Consider the following 17,221-nt stretch of genomic DNA (forward strand, 5'->3'; position numbering starts at 1 on the left):
CGGACTTAATCATCCATACCGGCAATTCCTCGCCGGGTTCTAGCGAGTGCCGAGGAAATGTCCCCCGCCAGCCCGGCGTCCTGGTTCAATGCCTTTCTGGATGAGCAGAACTTGGGGAGTCGGGCGGATTGATGCGGGTCTGCAGGGAATCGACGCCATCATGACCCTTGCCATCCTTGCCGCCATCGCTGCTGCCGCCTCCGCCGCCGCCACTCGACGCGGCGATTGCTGCCGACGTCAGCGAGGTGGATAGCATGATCGTCATTGCCGGCGGCACGGTCACCGCGAAGCGCCCGCACGTCTGAAGGAAACGGCGGCGATCTTCTTTCATATTAAGGGGCGCATCATCCTCGGTCATGGCAAACTCCTGCGTCGCGGCAATGCCGAACGCTAGCACCCGAGCGGGCTAGGAGGAGACTGCAAACAAGGATGATATCCAATGGTATAGGTGCCCCACAATAGTCCGGGCAGCACCAAAACTTTATCGCTCGATCAAATCAGACATCGTCATCGATCATTCCGATCACCGGGAAGATATGCTTGATCCTGCTGCGGTGGATGGACGCGGTGACTTTGTCACGATGCTGCGTCAGGCTGATGAGATTGCGGTCGCGCGCGTTCAGCCTGCCTATGGTCCAGAGCGACAGGGCGCCCTCATCCTGCAATTGCACCAGCACGTCGGCGCCGATCGAGGCTGGCTTTATCCGGTCAAGGATGATGCGTTCACCGGCTTTGAAGCGCGGCTCCATGGCTTCGCTGGGGATATAGATCGCGAAGTAGCGGTTGGCGTCTCCCAGGGCGAAGGGTGGCGACATATAGGCCGCGGGGCGCGCCAGATCGCCTTCCCAGATTTCGAGTTCGCCTGCCAGTGACAGGCTCTCCTCCTCCGGGAACAACAGTGACGCCGCATAGATGGGGATCTGCCGCTGGTTCGGCATGGAAAAGGAAAGTGGCCGTTCCTTCAGCATGACCGGAGCCGCCGCCGTGGAGGAGGGTGCAGTTCCGATGGCTTCGCACATGGCGAAAGGTTCAGGAAATGCTTCTTTCAGCTTCCCGATGCTGCGTGCGGACAGGGAATAGCCGACGGAAGGGGTGGGGTAGATGCGCGTCAATGTCGATGGCGCCAATCCTGATCGCCGCGCGATCTCCGTAGCGGACAGGCCAGTCTCCTCCACCAGGCAGTTGATCAGCCCCCGCGCGCGTTGCTGGTCCCATTCATAATCAACTGCCATTTTATGCGCCTATCCCCGGCACCTAGCTGTGCGGCCGTTTGTCGGAAAAACGCACGCACAGAACCGCGCGAACGCCTCGATCGCGCGATTATTTGCCGCCCCCGCAAGCCACCGCAAACTGCTAATAACGCTTCTTGAACAATCATATAATTTGCGCACAGTCTTGTCATTCGATTTACACGAAAGTCCCGATAATATGAATTTATCGACCGCTATATGCCGGCAACATTTGCGTTTGCGCATACATCCGCAAAAACAGTTTGCGCGATGAGGGGTTTGCGCATAGGACCATTTGCGCAAGTTGCGCAGACGCATATCTATGCGGCTGGGTGACGGCAGGGGGTGAAGGGGCATTTCACCAGAAAGATAGATCAGCCCTGCTGACCGGATTGGCGTCGCGCCGGTCGGGCTATTCCCCTGCACGATCCGCCTCGTGGCTTGGCACGATGACTAGGGGAATTGGAATGAGAAACAGGTCAAAATTCAACCGGATGCTGCTGCTGTCAGCATCCTTCCCGGCAGCGGCCCTTCTGGTCCATGCCGGTGCGGCATCGGCCGCTCCTGCGGCGGTGAATGTTCCCGCAGGCGCAGGCACCGGTGCGGCGGTCAATGCCGATATCAATACGGCCATCACGACGCCTGCAAACCCCGACTTGACGGTCACGATTGCCAGCGGGGCCGACATCAGCGGCGCGAGCATCGGCTATGATTTCGTGGCCGGCGGCTATGCAGCGGGCGAAGGCGACGGCGCGGTTGCGCTGACCAATGATGGTCAGGTCGCGGGGATCAGCTTCGGCGGCGTGGGCGCTGCCAGCGCAGCCAACAGCTTCACCGGCGTCAACAACGGCGACGTCACGGGCAGCGTCAGCGCCACGAACTTCGGCGGTGCGGCCTCAATCACCAATAACGGCGCAGTCGGCGGCAACATCGTCGGCTCTGCTTTCGGCGATGTCACGCTGGCGAAAGGCCTCACCGGCGCGGTGGATGGCAGCCTCATCGCTTCTGCGCTCGACGCGTCTAACGTCCAGATCAACAATGACGGCACGGTCGCTGGCGATGTGATCGGCTCTGCCACCACCGGCAGGGTCGGCATCGCCAATAATGGCGACATCGACGGCGACGCCCTGGCCTTCACCACCACCGGCGCGATCTCGATCAGCAACGGCGCATCCGCGCGCATCAGCGGCGATGTGTCGGCGGAATCGGACACAGGCGCGATCACCGTCGCCAACAATGGCGAAGTGCTGGGCCGCACCGACCTGATCAGCCAGGACAGCAATTTCACCAGCACGGGTCCGACCGTCACCGTTTCGGGCACCACCACCACGATCCAGTCGAGCAGCTCGACGGAGACGGCCGGCGGCGACATCAACGGCACCTATGCCGGGATCAACGGGTCGCTCAACTTCAACGCCGGCAACGACGGCAGCGTCAGCCAGTTCACCGCCGGGAACAGCACCGCGACGGTTACGGGCACCGTCTATGGCGATGTCTCCTCCGTGGCGCAGGGCAGCGCGTCGAACAGCGAGAACATTGATGTCGTGACGGATTCGCGCGATGGCGCGGGCACCGGCTCTGTCCTATCCAGCAGCACTTCCACGAACCAGTTCGCCACGACCGGCGGCACCAGCACGGTGAACATCAGCGGCACTGTGGCTCCCGGTGACTCCGGCCTTAGCGGCTCGGTCACTTCTGCCGGTCTCACCGGCAGCGCGGTGAACCTCAACGGCGGCCAAGTGTCGGGCAATGTGTCCTCGACGAGCCAGGGCTTTGCGATCAGCCAGGAAGGCAGCTTCTTCGCGCCTAACTTCGTTCAGACGGACAATTATGAAGCTGGCGTGTTCCAGGGCTTCACCCGTTCGGAGAATTTCGAATTCAGCCAGGAACAGATCGGCGGCGCGGCCTCCGTGTCGCTGCAGGGCGCGAGCAATGTCGATGGTTCGGTAAATGTCTTTGGCGGTTCTGCATCGGCTAACATTGGCTCCGCCTCGACCGTTGGCGGCGATGTGGATGTGAGCAGCGCCCTCTCGCCAGCTTTCACTTTCGCAGCTTCATCCGTCCGTACGGAAACCGCTGCGGGCGACGGCACGGCCGTTCAGACGATCTCGATCAGCTCCACGGCTCCTGTGGCCGCAGGCAATGCGACCCTCGCCAATGCCGGCCGTATTGAAGGTGATGCAACGGCTCAAGCCAGCTTCGGCAATGCCACCGCGACCATCACCGGCTCCGTCGGCGGCTCCGTGAGCGCCTTCACCGGAAGTGACATCGGCACCAGCGAGAGCATCGCTGAATATACCGTTGCTGGCGGTATCGACACGCTGACCAGCGTCACCAACCGTGACAGCTCCACCTCCGCAGGAGGCTTGGCTTCCGTCGTTGTGGACGCGCCGTCGCAGCAGGGTGTTCCGAGCGTGGCGGGTGACGTCTTCGCATCGGGCCTGGGCGGCGCATCGATCACGATCGGCGCGGGCAGCGTTATCGGAGACGAGAATTTCGGCTCCGGCGGCAACCTCACCGCTATCAGCTCAGGTTTCGACAGCCTGGAAGAGTTCGTCACCACCTATGCGCCGGACGGCTTCACTCCGGTCACCCAAGTGACGACCTTCACCGGCACGCCCGTTGGCGGGGCCGCATCGGTCATAAACAATGGCACCGCGATCGGCGACGTTGAGGTCGAAGGACTGACCTCGGCTTCGATCGTGAACAATGGTCAGCTCGGATCGCCGTTCAACGGCAATGAGTTCAGCGTCTCGGCGCTGGATACTGGCGGCAGCATCACGATCACCGACACCAACCCGACCGATGCGGGAACCCGCACCGTCGCGGCGGACCTGAGCGTGACGCCTGTTGGCGGCGCTGCAAGCTTCACCAACAATGGCATCGCATTCGGCGACGTCCAACTGGAAGGCGTCACCGGTGCCGTCACCAATAACGGCATCTTGACCGGCACGACCGTGATCGGCGCTTCGCAGTTCAGCGGGACGGCTACGGTGGATGCCGATGTGACGACCACCAGCGTCACCGTAACCCCTGTCCTGGCTGCTCAGACCTATACGGTCGATCAGAATGGCGTGTCTCGCGGCGTCACCGTGACCGGCGCTGTCGTTACGCAGGATGAGGTGACGTCGGAACTGGCATCGGCGCTCGCGCCTTACGGCGTCGCTCTGAACGCCGGCAATGTCGATCCGGCGGCCTTCAACCTGAGCGTCAATGGCGAGCAGGCGGTGAAGACGGCTGACATCAACGCCACGATCAACCTGAACAACGGGTCGATCACGTTGGGCGATATCGACGCTCAGCGCGACGATAGCGGCGCCTATCTGACCAACACCACGGTCAACCTGAACGGCAGCGGCTTCCTGGGCGCCAGCGAGTTCAAGCCCGCTTCGCCGACTGCCCATGCCAGCTACAGCCCCGTCGCCCAGCTGCCGGAAGACGCCGAAGGGCTGTTCGGCACGACCGGCGTACGCGTGCTTGGCGCAACGGCGCTCAACAAGACCGGCGCGGGCACCTTCGTCATCACCGGTTCGGAATATGTCCCGGCGGAAGGCGCGACGCCCGCTTCCTGGACGCTGGACGTCGGCAACTTCAACGTGAAGGCTGGCGAAGTTCAGCTCGACGTCGTCGGCTCCGACGAACCTGTCTTCGGCATCAAGGGCAACATCAACAATGATGCCACCCTTGTCCTGGGCCGCCGCGCTCCGACCTTTATCCAGTCGGTCGGCAACAGCATCGTCACGCCGGGGCCGGAAGCGATCAGGGGCATCGAACTCTATCAGCAGGGCGACTATAACCAGAGCGCCACCGGCACGACGGTTGTGGGCGTCAACCCCTCGCTGGTCCGCTTCGGCAATCTCTCGGTCGGCAACGCCGGTTCTTCGCCTGAAGTACTGGGTCCGATCACCGGCGGCGTGAACGTCCCCTATTTCACTACTCCGACCAATGCCGGTGTCTTCTCGACCCCGTCATCTGTCACGGTGAACGGCAATCTGAACCTGGCCGGCAAGGTCGCGGTGACGGTGTCGAAGGACAGCCTCTATTCGACGGGCGACGGCTACACGCTGTTCACTTATACCGGCACCGGCAATGTCACGGCGACCGCCACTCCTTCTCTGAGTTCGCAGTTCGTCTCCTTCGGCCTCACCCATGACACTACTGCCAAGACCGTGTCGATCCGGGCGACCCGCAACAGCTATGCCACCGGCGCGACCAACGCCAACGCGGCAGCAGCTGCGGTGGGCTTGGACAGCGCACTGGCTGACGTCATTGCGCGGGTGAAGACGGACGCCGCTGGCGGCAACGGCTTCGCTTCGGTGACGGAAATCGCCAATGCGCAGGACATCGCCAACATCGCTGCGGGTCTGGACTGGCGTCTGAACAGCGCACAGGCGGCGCAGGTCTTCAACGAGCTTTCCTCGGCGGAGATCTACGGCTCGCTTGCTGCGGTGGATCAGAACGCGGTCTTCAACACCACTGTCACTCGCCTGGCTGCTCGTCGCGGCTATGGTGAGGCGCTGGGCACCCAACTCTGGTTCAACCCCTCCGCGAACTTCGCCAAGACGGGTGGCACTGGATCGGGCGCGTCGAAGATCAAGACCAACAGCTATGGTGGCGCCTTCGGTATCGACGTCGCTTATCAGGAAAATGGCGCCTTCGGCATCGGCTTCGGCTATGGCCAGCATGACGTCACTGCCAAGGGCTCGCCGGAAGAGGCGCAGGTTCGCACCTACACCATCGGCGCCTACGCGACCCAGGGCTTTGGTCCCTTCTATGGCAGCTTCCAGTTCGCCTATGGCTTCTCGAAGTTCGAAGTCGAACGCGACCTGACCCTGCTCGCCCGCACCATTGAAGGCGACTTCAAGGGTTCGCAGTGGGATGCCAGCCTTGAACTGGGCTATGACATCGCCTCGGGCAGCGGCCTTGTGGTCACGCCTTACGGCAAGCTGGCGCTGCGCCGCTGGTCGATGAACGGCTTCACGGAAGAAGGTGGTGCTGGCATTGGTCTGCACGTCGATGACGCGTCCAAGACTGTCTTCTCGCCGATCATCGGCGTGAAGGCCGGCGCTCTGCTGGGCGATGTCGAAGGGATCGCTTACCGCCCCTATGCCAAGGTGCAGTATAGCTTCCAGGGCAACATCGGCAGCGATCGGACGGTGCAATATGTCGGTGGCGGCAACGCCTTCCGTCTGAAGGGCGTCGATCCGGATGGCAGCGGCCTGATCGAACTGGGTGTGGACGCCTCGGTCAACAAGCGCGTCAACCTGTTCCTGTCCGGCGGCTACGGCTTTGGCGGTCACAACAGCCTGGCCCAGATCCGCGGCGGCATCAGCTTCGGTTTCTGACAAGTTAGGAAAAGGAAGGGGCGCGCCGGATTTCGGCGCGCCTCAGACTGCTGACAAACCCCGTCGTTATTGCGGCGGGGTTTTCTTTTGAAGATTTTGCGGTGCTGGTTTTGTGAGAATGGCGGTGGGCGATCTTGTTCAAGCCGGGCGGGGGTTTGGCTGGCGGGTCAGGGCGAGGGCGATCTTCTTGATGTTCTGGGCGGCTGCGGCGAGGAGGCACTGGCAAGCGACCCTTATTCGGCCTCGGAAGCGCGCATAACGGTGACCATGTAGCTGCTTGGCGTCGGCGAAGGAGCGCTCGACGGTTTCCTTGCGGCGCTTGTAGACGGCCTTACCCCAGGGGGTGAGACGATGGCCCTCGCATCGGTCCCTGGCGTCCTGCCAGACATGGCGGGTGATGACGCGTTGGGGCTTGGCGGCGCTGGTGCAGGAGGCGAGCAGCGGGCATTGCCGGCAGATCGCAGGATCAGACTTGTAGTGGCGATAGCCATGGCGATCGGTCGTGGCATAGGGCAGCAGCTGGCCTTCGGGACAGCGATAGCTGTCCTGGTCCGGTTCCCAATGGAAGCGGCTCTTGCGCATCATGCCAGGCTTAGGCGGGGTCGGGTTGCGATAGCCGGTGACACCAAGAATGCCGCGCTCCTCTAGCCCTTGAGCAATGCCCGCAGTGGCGTATCCGGCATCGAGCCCCACCGCCGCGACAGGAAAGCCGAAGCGCTCGCGCTGCCGGTCGAGGCGTCCGAGATAGACGATCGAATCATGCACATTGGCAGGCGTGGCAAAAGTATCGGTGATGATCCCTAGCCGCCCGTCCACGGTGCGGTGGTCGAGATAGAAAAAGCCCTTGGGCTTGCCGTCCCGGACCATATAGCCGCTCTCCGGATCGCTGCGCGACAGCTTGGTCTCGGCCTCAACGGCCCTGCGCTCCTTAGGCTTAAGCGGCTTGAGGCCGCGTTCCCGTCGCTCCTGGGTAATCGCGGCGTCGAGCGCCTCCCAATAATCCGAGCACGATTTAGCGACGACTGCCTTGTCATATTTGTTCTTGTTGGCGTTGGCCTTAAGGTGGGTGCTGTCGGTGTACAGCACGGTACCATCCACCAGGCCATGGCCGATCGCCTGCTCGACAATCCGGTCGAATATCTCCTGCGCCACACTCGTGTCGCCATAGCGGCGCCGCCGGTTCTGCGACAGCGTCGAGGCATCGAAGACCGCATCGGTCAGCCGCAGCCGCAGGAACCAGCGATAGGCAACGTTGACCTGGATCTCGCGGACAAGTTGCCGTTCCGAGCGAACCCCAAACAAATAGCCAAGGAACAGCGCCTTGAACATCAGTGTCGGATCCAGCGCAGGCCGCCCATTGTCAGAACAGTAAAGCGACGCCGTCAGCTCGTGGATGAACGAAAAATCAATCACCGCGTCGATCTTGCGCAGCAGGTGATCCGCAGGAACCAACTCCTCGAGTGTCACTATCTCGAGCGCAGTCTGCTCAGGTCCAGGCTCTCTCAGCATAGCCTACAGAATCACAAACCCCCAGCTCACGCCAGGGGTTTGTCAGCAGTCTGGGGCGCGCCGGATTTCGGCGCGCCTTTTTTCATGGAGATTCGCACTGGTGACTGACGTTGAGGAAGCCAAGCAATTGGAACAGGCTCTGGCCAGTCTCCTGATCGACAGACTGGACAAATATGGGGTCGAAATCTTGAGAAGCAGCCAAGGCAATATATGCTTCTTCATCCCTCCCAGAAAAGCTCCCGACCACCGAACCGACCGGCCGGATTACGCCCGCGGCAGGGAAGATGGCGCGATCCACGAATTACAACAGATCATAAGGTCCTCCCGCTCGCTCGAGCAGGCTGTCCTGGAAGAAATGGCCCGCCGAGCGGCGCATTAGTGCGCCACAATGCGGTAGTGCGGCTCGCGCGGGCAGTGACCACCAGCGCTGCATGCGATCTTTCTAAGGCGACCGGATTGTCGATGCGGTTTCAATGGTCGCTTCCTATGTGACGGCGTCCGGGGCTTCCTTTATTTCGGATGTAGACGCAGGGCGCAGGCGGCCGCATCGTGACCGGGGCTCCATTCCACCGACCAACCCCTTAGTGAGACAGCCGCGATGCGCCGCTAATGCTGTTCAGGCGCAGGCGATCGGGCGCGATTTTGCTACGCCGGCATCGCCAGTTTCGTTCGCCGCCTGATGCACGACCAATTGGCGACACATCGACACCGGACATACCCCCAAAAGCAAAGCATAAGCGGCGCATCAGCAGCAGATCACCATTGGCCAATTCAGCACGGCCAGAACCGGCGCGCCGCTCGATGCCCGTCGCCGTGAAGATCATGGTTTCGTCGCCGAGGACCTAGCTTAGCGCTCCAAGTCGGCTAGCCAGCAGGCGGGGGCGAACGGCCAACTTAGGACGAGGCGCTACAGCATATGTCCACGCAAAAGCTCTCAAACTCGAACCCGGCGGCAGGTGAGCGCTACGGACCCCCTCACGACTTAACATAGTCATTCCGGAGCCGGTTTGGTTTCACCAGGTTTAAGCTCTCCCAGTGATCGCCGGTCGGTCGACAATCCCTGAGGGCAGCAATTTACTGGATGGACCGCCCCGCCTCGCAATTCACGATTTAAAATCACCATAGATAACAGTTGTCACTGGACCCCGGCACAGCCTATGCGCCCATCGCTTATGGGGACGGAGGGGCAACTCCGCCTTTTGCGGTCAGCCCAGGAACGCGGAACACCCACCGCCAGCCGGAGAGCAACCGACTGTCGCCGCCATCACTCCGCCGCGTCCGCCACCGCCTCGGGCAAGGCGCGCACGGCTTCGGGAGAAGCCGGTTCACGCACTAGCGCTTCGACTGGCTCCAGCGCCTCAAGCTCTCGCCCGCCCGTCTCGATATTGAGGTCGCGCAGCTTGCGTCCGGTCACCAGCACCCGGCTTTCGAAGCTGCCGACGAAGCTGTTATAATCGCTCACTGCCCCGGTCAGCCGGTTGCCCAGCTTCTTGAGCGATCCCGCAGCCGCGGCGAGCCGCTCATAAAGTTCCTTGCCGAGCGCGCCGATGCGCTTGGCCTCGTCCGCCATCTTTTCCTGCCGCCACACCGCCGCCACCGTGCGGGCTATCGCGATAAGGTTGGTCGGCGTCGCCAGCAGCACGCGCTTGCCAAAGGCATGGTCCCACAGCTGCGGGTCATGCTCCAGCGCCGCGGACAGGAAATGCTCGCCCGGCACGAACATGATGACATAGTCCGGCGCTTCGTCGAACTGGTCGGCATAGCTTTTCCGCCCCAGCGTATCGACATGCGCCCGCATCGCCGCGGCATGGGCCGACAGCAGGCGCTTGCGCTCATCTTCACCCTCCGCGCCATAGGCGTCCTGATAGCTGTTCAGCGATACCTTCGCGTCGATCACCAGCGCCCGCCCGCCCGGCACGCGCAGGATTGCGTCCGGCCGCAACCGTCCGTCCTCGCCCTCGACGCTCACTTCGGTGTGAAAATCGACATGCTCGGAAAGGCCGCATGTCTCCAGCACGTTGCGCAACTGCTGCTCGCCCCAGCGGCCCCGCGCCTTGGGCGCATGGCGCAGCGAATCCACCAGCCGTTGCGCCTCGGCGCGCACCGCTTCCTGGCCTGATTTCATCGATTCAATCTCGCCGCGCAGGATGCCGTACGCCTCGGTGCGCTGCTGCTCGATCTGGCTGATCTTCTGATCGTAGCGCTGGATCGTCTCGTTGACCGGATGCAGCAGTTGCTTGAGCTGCGCCTCGCTCTTCTCATGCGCCTGCGCCAGGCGTTGGTCGGCGCGCTCCAGGAAGTGGCTCTGCGCCTGATGCAGCAGCTTGCCGCCTATCTCGCTGAACTGCGCCGACAGCTGCTCCTTCGCATCCTTCAGCGCCACGATCTGCGCTTCGAACGCCTCCGCGCGCGCCTGCGCCTCGGATCGCAGCGCCGCCAATTCCCGCTCGACAAGGCCGCGCGCCGCCCGCTCATCGTCCAGCCGCTGCGCAATGTCGGCCGCCTGCGCCGCACGGTCCTGCGCCACCACCAGTTCCTGCAGCGCGCCGTTGCGCTGAGCCTCCGCCTGCGTCAGCCTGCCCGCAAGCTCCATCTTCTCCGCAGCCAGCGGCCCTACCGCCTTGCCGCGCAACAGCCAGCCGAGCCCCAGCCCCGCGATCAACGCGGCGAGACTTAAGATGACGGCCAGACTGTCCATTATATCCCCCTTATGGAACGAAAGGTGAACCTAGCGGCCCCGGCCGATCGCCGCAAGCCTTCATGCGGTCAGCCGAGCGATGCGCGGAACCGGCCCAGCCGCGCCACCGCCTCATCGATCACCGCGTCGCTCTTGGAAAAGCACAGGCGCACCAGATGCGTCACCGCAGCATCGGGGTAGAAGGCGGAAATCGGGATCGCCGCCACGCCTGCCTCGTCAATGATCCGCTCGCAAAAGCTGACGTCGTCCAGTCCGACGCCCGACGCCTCCAGATCCAGCGTCACGAACCATGTCGCCGCGCTTTCCTGCACGACATAGCCCACGCCGCGCAGCCCCTGCACCAGCCGGTCGCGTGACGCCTGATAGCCCGTCCGCATCGCTGCGAACCGCGCAGCCGGTTTGCCCAGTCCCTCGGCCACCGCCCATTGCAGGTTCGGCGCGCTGGTGAAGGTCAGGAACTGGTGCGCCCGGCCCAGCAGCCTCGCGACCGGCCCGGCCGCGCACATCCACCCGATCTTCCACCCCGTCAGCGAGAATATCTTGCCCGCCGAGCCGATCTTCACCGTCCGCTCGCGCATGCCGGGAAAGGCCATCAAGGGCTGATGCGGGACGCCATCAAAGGTCACATGCTCCCACACCTCGTCGCAGATCGCGATCAGGTCATGATCCACGCAGAAGGAGGCCAGCATCGCCAACTCCTCCTGCGTCGCCATGCTGCCGCTGGGGTTGAGAGGATTGTTGAGGATCAGCAGGCGTGTGCGCGGGTTCACCGCCGCCTCCAGAGCCTCCCGCCTGATCCGCCACTCCGGCGGCATCAGGCGCACGACACGCGCCACCCCGCCGGCGCGCTCCACCAGCGGCAGATAGGCGTCATATAAGGGCGCGAGCAGCAGCACCTCATCACCCGGTTGCACCAGCGCAAGCAGGCTCGCCGCGATCGCCTCCGTCGCGCCGGAGGTGACGATCACCTCCTCCGCGCGCAGGTCCAGCCCCTGATGCCGCGCATAATGCGTCGCCACCGCCTGCCGCAGTTCGGGAAGGCCGCCGCTGGGCGGATATTGGTTCGATCTGGTCAGAAGCGCATCGGCAGCGGCGCGCAATATCTCCTCTGGGCCCTGCGCATCGGGAAAGCCCTGACCCAGATTGATCGCGCCCGTCTCCCGCGCCCGCGCCGACATTTTCTCGAAAATGGTGGCGGGCATGTCCCGATAGACGGGATGGCCGAGAGGGGCGCTGGTCATGAGAGAAGAGCTAATGCCTCTCCGCCCCGGAGTATAGCGTCGCTAACATCTATCGCCGTTCGGGCTGAGCCTGTCGAAGCCCGCAGCCCTATCAGCGGGTGACGCCGCGGCTCCTTGCGGAGGCGAATGACGCGGGCAGGCATCCCCCGGATGCCTGCTATTTCCGCGTCATTCCCACTCGATCGTCCCCGGCGGCTTTGACGTGAAGTCATAGCATACCCGGTTGATGCCCTTGACCTCGTTTATGATCCGCGTAGCCACGCGGCTCAGGAAGGAGGCGTCGAACGGATAGATGTCCGCCGTCATGCCGTCGGTCGAAGTCACCGCCCGCAGCGCGCAAACGTTGTCATAGGTGCGGTGGTCGCCCATCACACCCACGGTTCGCACCGGCAGCAGCACGGCGAAAGCCTGCCAGATCGCGTCATACAGGCCCGCGTTCCGGATTTCCTCCAGATAGATGGCATCCGCCTTGCGCAGGATGTCGCACCGTTCCTTGCTGACCTCGCCCGGAATGCGGATGGCGAGGCCGGGGCCGGGGAAGGGGTGGCGGCCGACGAAAATCTCCGGCAGCCCCAACTCGCGGCCCAGCGCGCGGACCTCGTCCTTGAACAGTTCGCGCAGCGGCTCGACCAGCTTCATGTTCATGCGTTCGGGCAGGCCGCCCACATTATGGTGGCTCTTGATCGTCACGCTCGGCCCGCCGGTGAAGCTCACGCTCTCGATGACGTCGGGATAGAGCGTGCCCTGCGCCAGGAAAGCCGCGCCCCCGATCTTCTTCGCCTCATCCTCGAACACGTCGATGAAGGTCTTGCCGATGAACTTGCGCTTGGCTTCGGGATCGGTGACGCCCTCCAGTCCCTTCATGAACAGCGTTTCGGCGTTCACATGGACGAGCGGGATATTGTAGCTGCCCCGGAACAGCGAAACGACCTGCTCCGCCTCGCCGCTGCGCATCAGGCCGTGATCCACGAACACGCAGGTCAGCTGGTCGCCGATCGCCTCATGGATCAGCACCGCGGCCACCGCGCTATCTACGCCGCCGGACAGGCCGCAGATCACCTTGCCGTCGCCCACCTGCTCGCGGATCTCGGCGATCTTGGTCGCGCGGAATTCCGCCATGGTCCAGTCGCCCTTCAGGCCGCAGACATGGCGCACGAAATTCGCCAGCAGCTTGGCCCCGTCGGGCGTGTGCACCACTTCAGGGTGGAATTGCGTAGCGTAGAAGCGCTTTTCCTCATTCGCGGTCATGGCGAAGGGCGCGCCTTCGCTTACCGCCACTACCTCGAAACCGGGGGCGAGCTTGGTCACCTTGTCGCCGTGGCTCATCCACACCTGATGGCGTTCGCCCTCTGCCCACAGGCCGTCGAACAGGGCGCAGCGCTTCTTCACCTCGATGAAGGCGCGGCCGAACTCGCCGCTCTCGCCGCCTTCCACCTGGCCGCCCATCTGCTGCATCATCGTCTGCTGGCCATAGCAGATGCCCAGGATCGGGATGCCCGCGTCAAAGAAAGCTTGCGGCGCGCGCGGGCTGTCTTCCCACATGACGGACGACGGGCCGCCCGACAGGATGATGCCCTTGGGTTTCAGCCGCTTGAACGCTTCGGCCGCGCTGTTGAACGGCGCGATTTCCGAATAAACGCCCGCTTCGCGCACGCGCCTGGCGATCAGCTGCGTCACCTGGCTGCCGAAGTCCACGATAAGGATGGAATCCTGAAGGGGCAGCGTCATCGAATCGCCTTTACGAGCCGGAGAGAATGGGATGCCGCGCGGTTAGTCCGATCGCTCCCATATGTCCAGTTTCTGCCACCCCGTTCGTTCGAGCGTAGTCGAGAAACCCTATGACAGAGCTTTCGCCTCCGCCTTCCCCTCGCGCCCCGCCGCCCATCCCAGCAGCGCCGCGCCCGCCAGCACCGCCGCCGCAATCAGGAAGGCGCTGCCGATGAAGGGCAGCACCGCGCCCGATCCCACCGACAGCGAATAGATCGCGCCGAAGAAGAGCGGCGACAATATGCCCGCGATCGATCCGACGCTGTTGTTCGCGCCCTGCAACTGGCCCTGCTCCGATTCCGACACGCGCTGCGTCATCAGCGATTGGATCGTCGGCATGGCAAGGCCCCAGAGCGCGTTCGGCAACATCGCCGCCACGAACAGCCAGCCCGTCGGGGCCAGCCCCATCGCCGCTATGCCGACCGCGCCGAAGCTGAGGCCAAAGACCATCGTCGCCCGGTCGCCCAGCCGCTTCACCACCGGCCCGACCAGCAGGCCCTGCACGCCCATGTCCATCAGGCCCACCAGCGCCAGCAGCGTTCCCACCTGCCACGCGCCCCAGCCATAGCGGTCGCCCGCATAGAGCACGAACACCGCCGAAAAGAGGTGATGGGCGAAATAGAGCAGGAAATTGACGATGGAGAGGCTCGACAGCTCCGGATGCGACCGCAGCAGCTTGAGCGCGCCGAACGGATTGGCCCTTTTCCAGGAAAAGGCCATGCGCTTGTCGCGCCCCAGCGACTCCGGCAATATGAACAGGCCGTAGAAAAAGGCGAGGGCGGACAGCCCCGCCGCCGCCCAGAAAGGCGCGCGCAGCGAAATCTCGCCCAGTACCCCGCCCAGCAGCGGTCCGGCGACAAATCCGCCGCTGAACGCCGCACCGATCAATCCATAGCCGCGCGCCCTTTGTTCAGGCGGCGTGATGTCGGCCATATAGGCAAAGGTCGATGTAAAACTGGACGAGGTCACCCCCGCCAGAATGCGGCCCAGCGCCAGCCACCACAGATTGGGCGCAACCGCCATCAGCAGGAAGTCGAGCGCCAAACCGGCCACCGAAATCAGGATCACCGGCCGCCGCCCGAACCGGTCGGACAGCGAACCGATCACCGGCGAACAGAGAAATTGCATCGCCGCCCACAAGGCCACGAACAGCCCGTTCCATAGCCCCGCCGCGCTGGTCGAACCGGACAGCTGCTCGATCAGTTGCGGCAGCACCGGGATGATGATCCCCATCGACATGACGTCGAGCAGCGCGGTCACCAGGATGAACGCGATCGCGGCGCGCGGAGGGGAAGGGCGAGGGGGCATGAGGCTGCGCTATAGCCATGGACGGCGGATGCCAAGGACTCCTTCAGCGCCCGCCGATACCCGCTCGGCTTATGTGCTCTCAGTCGAACTCATAAGCCCTTTCGCCATGAAGGCTGAGGTCAAGGCCGTCATGTTCCTGCTCGGCATTGACGCGCATCGGCAGAAGCAGGGCTGCGGCCCGTGCCACGATCAGCGTCACGACCGCTGACCAAAGCGCCACGATCAGCACCGCTTCGGCCTGCACCAGCAGCTGGCTTCCAACGCTGAGGCCGGTGCCCAATCCGGTGCCGCCCAGCGTTTCGCTGGCGAAGACCGCGAGCAGGATCGAGCCCAGCATCCCGCCCACGCCATGCACGGCGAACACGTCTAGGCTGTCGTCCACCTTCCAGCGATGCTTCACCCCCAGCACCGCAGCGAAGCAGACGAGCGACCCAAGAATACCGATGATCACCGCGCCCGTGGCTGAAACATATCCGGCGGCAGGCGTGATCGTCGCCAGCCCCGCCACCGCGCCGGTCACGACGCCGATCGACGTCGGCTTGCCGATCTTCAGATGCTCGGCCGCTGCCCAGGTGAGCGCAGCAGACGACGCCGCCAGATGCGTCGCGATGATGGCGGAGCCAGCGGCCCCGTCCGCAACGAGAGCCGATCCGCCGTTGAACCCGAACCAGCCGACCCACAGCATGCCTGCGCCGATCATGGTCATCGCCGGGCTGTGCGGGGGTATCATCGAATTGGGAAAGCCCTTTCGCGGCCCGATCATGATCGCCATCACCAGCGCCGCGATGCCCGCGGTGGTGTGCACCACGATCCCGCCGGCAAAGTCCCGCGCGCCCCACTGCGCCAACCAGCCATTATCCCAAAGCCAATGCGCCGCCGGGGCATAGACCAGCACGAGCCACAGTGCGGAAAACAGCATCAGCCAGCCGAACCGTACCCGCTCCGGAAACGCGCCGACGATCAGCGCGGGCGTGATGATGGCGAACGTCATCTGATAAAGCGCGAAGACATTCTCGGGTACGGTCAGCCCCTCGCGGATGGCGCTCAGCCCATTGAGCCCGATGGCCGACAGGTCGCCGATGAACGGATTATCGCCCCGGAACGCGAGACTATAGACAAAGAGGAACCACAATATCGAGGCCAGCGCCGCCAGCCCGAAACAGTGCATCAGCACCGACAGGAAATTCTTCGCCCGCACGAGCCCACCGTAAAACAGCGCTAGGCCCGGCAATGTCATGAACAGAACAAGCGCAGCGCCAACGATCAGCAACAGCGTGTCCGCCTTGTCGATAGCCCCGGCCGCAGGAGCGGCTGCAGCCACGCTCGCGCAGGATGCAACGCAACCCGCCACTCCAAGACGAAATATTCCACGCAACATGATAGCTTTTCCCTGCCGCCCTATTTTCTGCCGCGGCAGCTAGCCTCCGCCGGCGGCCTGCGCAACGCGTAAACATCAGGCGAACAGGGAAAGAAGCGCGTCAGCCTCCACCGCGCGATGAAGTCGCTCAGGAAACGAAATGCCTTCTGGAAGGCCGCAGCCGGTTAACGCCCGGCGCGCTCCCGCCGGAAATAGACATCGGCGACCCGGCCGTTCTGGATCGAGCAGGTGAAGTGCCGCGTCCGGCCGTCCTGCGCACGCCAGCCGGAACGGACATCGACATCGCCTTCCACATCATATCCGTTCCGGGTTTCGCGCGGTTCCTGCACCTGGCGAACCTCGGCGTAGCCGCCGTCGCGTTCCGCCTCCTGCCGGGCGGCGAGGGCGCAGCTGGTGATCGCTTCCTCGTTTTCGTCCGGCTCGGCTTGCGGCCCGGCGTCCGGGCGGCGAATTCTGTCATCGCTGGGGGTGGGTTGCGACTGATTGGAGTCGTTCGCCAGGACATCCGAGAAATCATCGTCGGCGCGGGGCTGGGACGGCTGGTTCTCGGAGTCATCGGGCATCGAAGGCTGGCTGTCTTCCGGCCAGTCATCCTGTTGCTGCGGGTCGCTTTGCCGCGGCTGATAGCCTTGCGCTACCGCCACGCCGCTCGCCAGCAGCGCTGCCGCCAGCACCGATCCCTTGATCCAACCCGCTTTGCCCGTCATCCCGGTGGCTCCTCTTCATTCAGGGGGGCTCCTACACCT

Annotated in this window: 12 protein-coding genes; 1 reads left to right on the top strand and 11 read right to left on the bottom strand. The window is 63.6% G+C overall.

Features of this window, described 5'->3' with window-relative positions:
- Positions 1 to 85: 85 nt before the first annotated feature.
- A complete protein-coding gene (locus ACZ5Y5_RS12965) occupies positions 86 to 358 on the bottom strand; it encodes a hypothetical protein (RefSeq protein WP_464809021.1) in 273 nt (90 codons plus the stop codon).
- A gap of 139 nt (positions 359 to 497) precedes the next feature.
- Positions 498 to 1,232, bottom strand: a complete 735-nt coding sequence (locus ACZ5Y5_RS12970; RefSeq protein ID WP_464809022.1) for a S24/S26 family peptidase — start codon at positions 1,230 to 1,232, stop codon at positions 498 to 500.
- A gap of 464 nt (positions 1,233 to 1,696) precedes the next feature.
- On the opposite strand from ACZ5Y5_RS12970, the gene ACZ5Y5_RS12975 reads away from it, so the two are divergent.
- Positions 1,697 to 6,574, top strand: coding sequence for an autotransporter domain-containing protein (locus ACZ5Y5_RS12975; protein ID WP_464809023.1), 4,878 nt, complete (start codon positions 1,697 to 1,699; stop codon positions 6,572 to 6,574).
- Between the two features lie 138 nt (positions 6,575 to 6,712).
- Here ACZ5Y5_RS12975 and ACZ5Y5_RS12980 read toward each other — a convergent pair whose 3' ends face one another.
- The 9 genes from ACZ5Y5_RS12980 to ACZ5Y5_RS13020 form a co-directional block, all read right to left on the bottom strand.
- On the bottom strand, positions 6,713 to 8,083 hold the full coding sequence (locus ACZ5Y5_RS12980) for an IS1182 family transposase (protein WP_464809024.1): 1,371 nt from the start codon (positions 8,081 to 8,083) through the stop codon (positions 6,713 to 6,715).
- Positions 8,084 to 8,165: 82 nt separating this feature from the next.
- Positions 8,166 to 8,381: a hypothetical protein gene (locus ACZ5Y5_RS12985; RefSeq protein WP_464809025.1), complete on the bottom strand. Its 216-nt coding sequence runs from the start codon at positions 8,379 to 8,381 to the stop codon at positions 8,166 to 8,168.
- 283 nt (positions 8,382 to 8,664) lie between these two features.
- Positions 8,665 to 8,907, bottom strand: a complete 243-nt coding sequence (locus ACZ5Y5_RS12990; protein ID WP_464809026.1) for a hypothetical protein — start codon at positions 8,905 to 8,907, stop codon at positions 8,665 to 8,667.
- Positions 8,908 to 9,347: 440 nt separating this feature from the next.
- Positions 9,348 to 10,781, bottom strand: coding sequence for a DNA recombination protein RmuC (locus ACZ5Y5_RS12995; RefSeq protein WP_464809027.1), 1,434 nt, complete (start codon positions 10,779 to 10,781; stop codon positions 9,348 to 9,350).
- Positions 10,782 to 10,849: 68 nt separating this feature from the next.
- Complete coding sequence (locus ACZ5Y5_RS13000; RefSeq protein ID WP_464809028.1) at positions 10,850 to 12,022, bottom strand: aminotransferase; 1,173 nt, start codon at positions 12,020 to 12,022, stop codon at positions 10,850 to 10,852.
- 168 nt (positions 12,023 to 12,190) lie between these two features.
- The gene (gene guaA, locus ACZ5Y5_RS13005) at positions 12,191 to 13,750 is read right to left on the bottom strand and encodes a glutamine-hydrolyzing GMP synthase (protein ID WP_464809029.1); all 1,560 of its coding nucleotides are present in this window, start codon (positions 13,748 to 13,750) and stop codon (positions 12,191 to 12,193) included.
- Positions 13,751 to 13,858: 108 nt separating this feature from the next.
- Entirely contained in the window at positions 13,859 to 15,097 is a 1,239-nt protein-coding gene (locus ACZ5Y5_RS13010; RefSeq protein WP_464809030.1) for a TCR/Tet family MFS transporter, read from the bottom strand.
- Positions 15,098 to 15,176: 79 nt separating this feature from the next.
- Positions 15,177 to 16,418 (bottom strand): ammonium transporter, encoded by a 1,242-nt coding sequence (locus ACZ5Y5_RS13015; protein WP_464809031.1) that lies wholly within the window; start codon positions 16,416 to 16,418, stop codon positions 15,177 to 15,179.
- A gap of 221 nt (positions 16,419 to 16,639) precedes the next feature.
- A complete protein-coding gene (locus ACZ5Y5_RS13020; protein ID WP_464809032.1) occupies positions 16,640 to 17,182 on the bottom strand; it encodes a hypothetical protein in 543 nt (180 codons plus the stop codon).
- Positions 17,183 to 17,221: the final 39 nt, after the last annotated feature.

The organism is Sphingobium sp. TomTYG65, assembly GCF_055395525.1.

Excerpts from the sequence above, each read along its gene's own strand:
- ACZ5Y5_RS12965 (WP_464809021.1), bottom strand. The coding sequence starts at position 358 with ATGACCGAGGATGATGCGCCCCTTAATATGAAAGAAGATCGCCGCCGT.
- ACZ5Y5_RS12970 (WP_464809022.1), bottom strand. The coding sequence starts at position 1,232 with ATGGCAGTTGATTATGAATGGGACCAGCAACGCGCGCGGGGGCTGATC.
- ACZ5Y5_RS12975 (WP_464809023.1), top strand. The coding sequence starts at position 1,697 with ATGAGAAACAGGTCAAAATTCAACCGGATGCTGCTGCTGTCAGCATCC.
- ACZ5Y5_RS12980 (WP_464809024.1), bottom strand. The coding sequence starts at position 8,083 with ATGCTGAGAGAGCCTGGACCTGAGCAGACTGCGCTCGAGATAGTGACA.
- ACZ5Y5_RS12990 (WP_464809026.1), bottom strand. The coding sequence starts at position 8,907 with ATGATCTTCACGGCGACGGGCATCGAGCGGCGCGCCGGTTCTGGCCGT.
- ACZ5Y5_RS12995 (WP_464809027.1), bottom strand. The coding sequence starts at position 10,781 with ATGGACAGTCTGGCCGTCATCTTAAGTCTCGCCGCGTTGATCGCGGGG.
- ACZ5Y5_RS13000 (WP_464809028.1), bottom strand. The coding sequence starts at position 12,022 with ATGACCAGCGCCCCTCTCGGCCATCCCGTCTATCGGGACATGCCCGCC.
- guaA (WP_464809029.1), bottom strand. The coding sequence starts at position 13,750 with ATGACGCTGCCCCTTCAGGATTCCATCCTTATCGTGGACTTCGGCAGC.
- ACZ5Y5_RS13010 (WP_464809030.1), bottom strand. The coding sequence starts at position 15,097 with ATGCCCCCTCGCCCTTCCCCTCCGCGCGCCGCGATCGCGTTCATCCTG.
- ACZ5Y5_RS13020 (WP_464809032.1), bottom strand. The coding sequence starts at position 17,182 with ATGACGGGCAAAGCGGGTTGGATCAAGGGATCGGTGCTGGCGGCAGCG.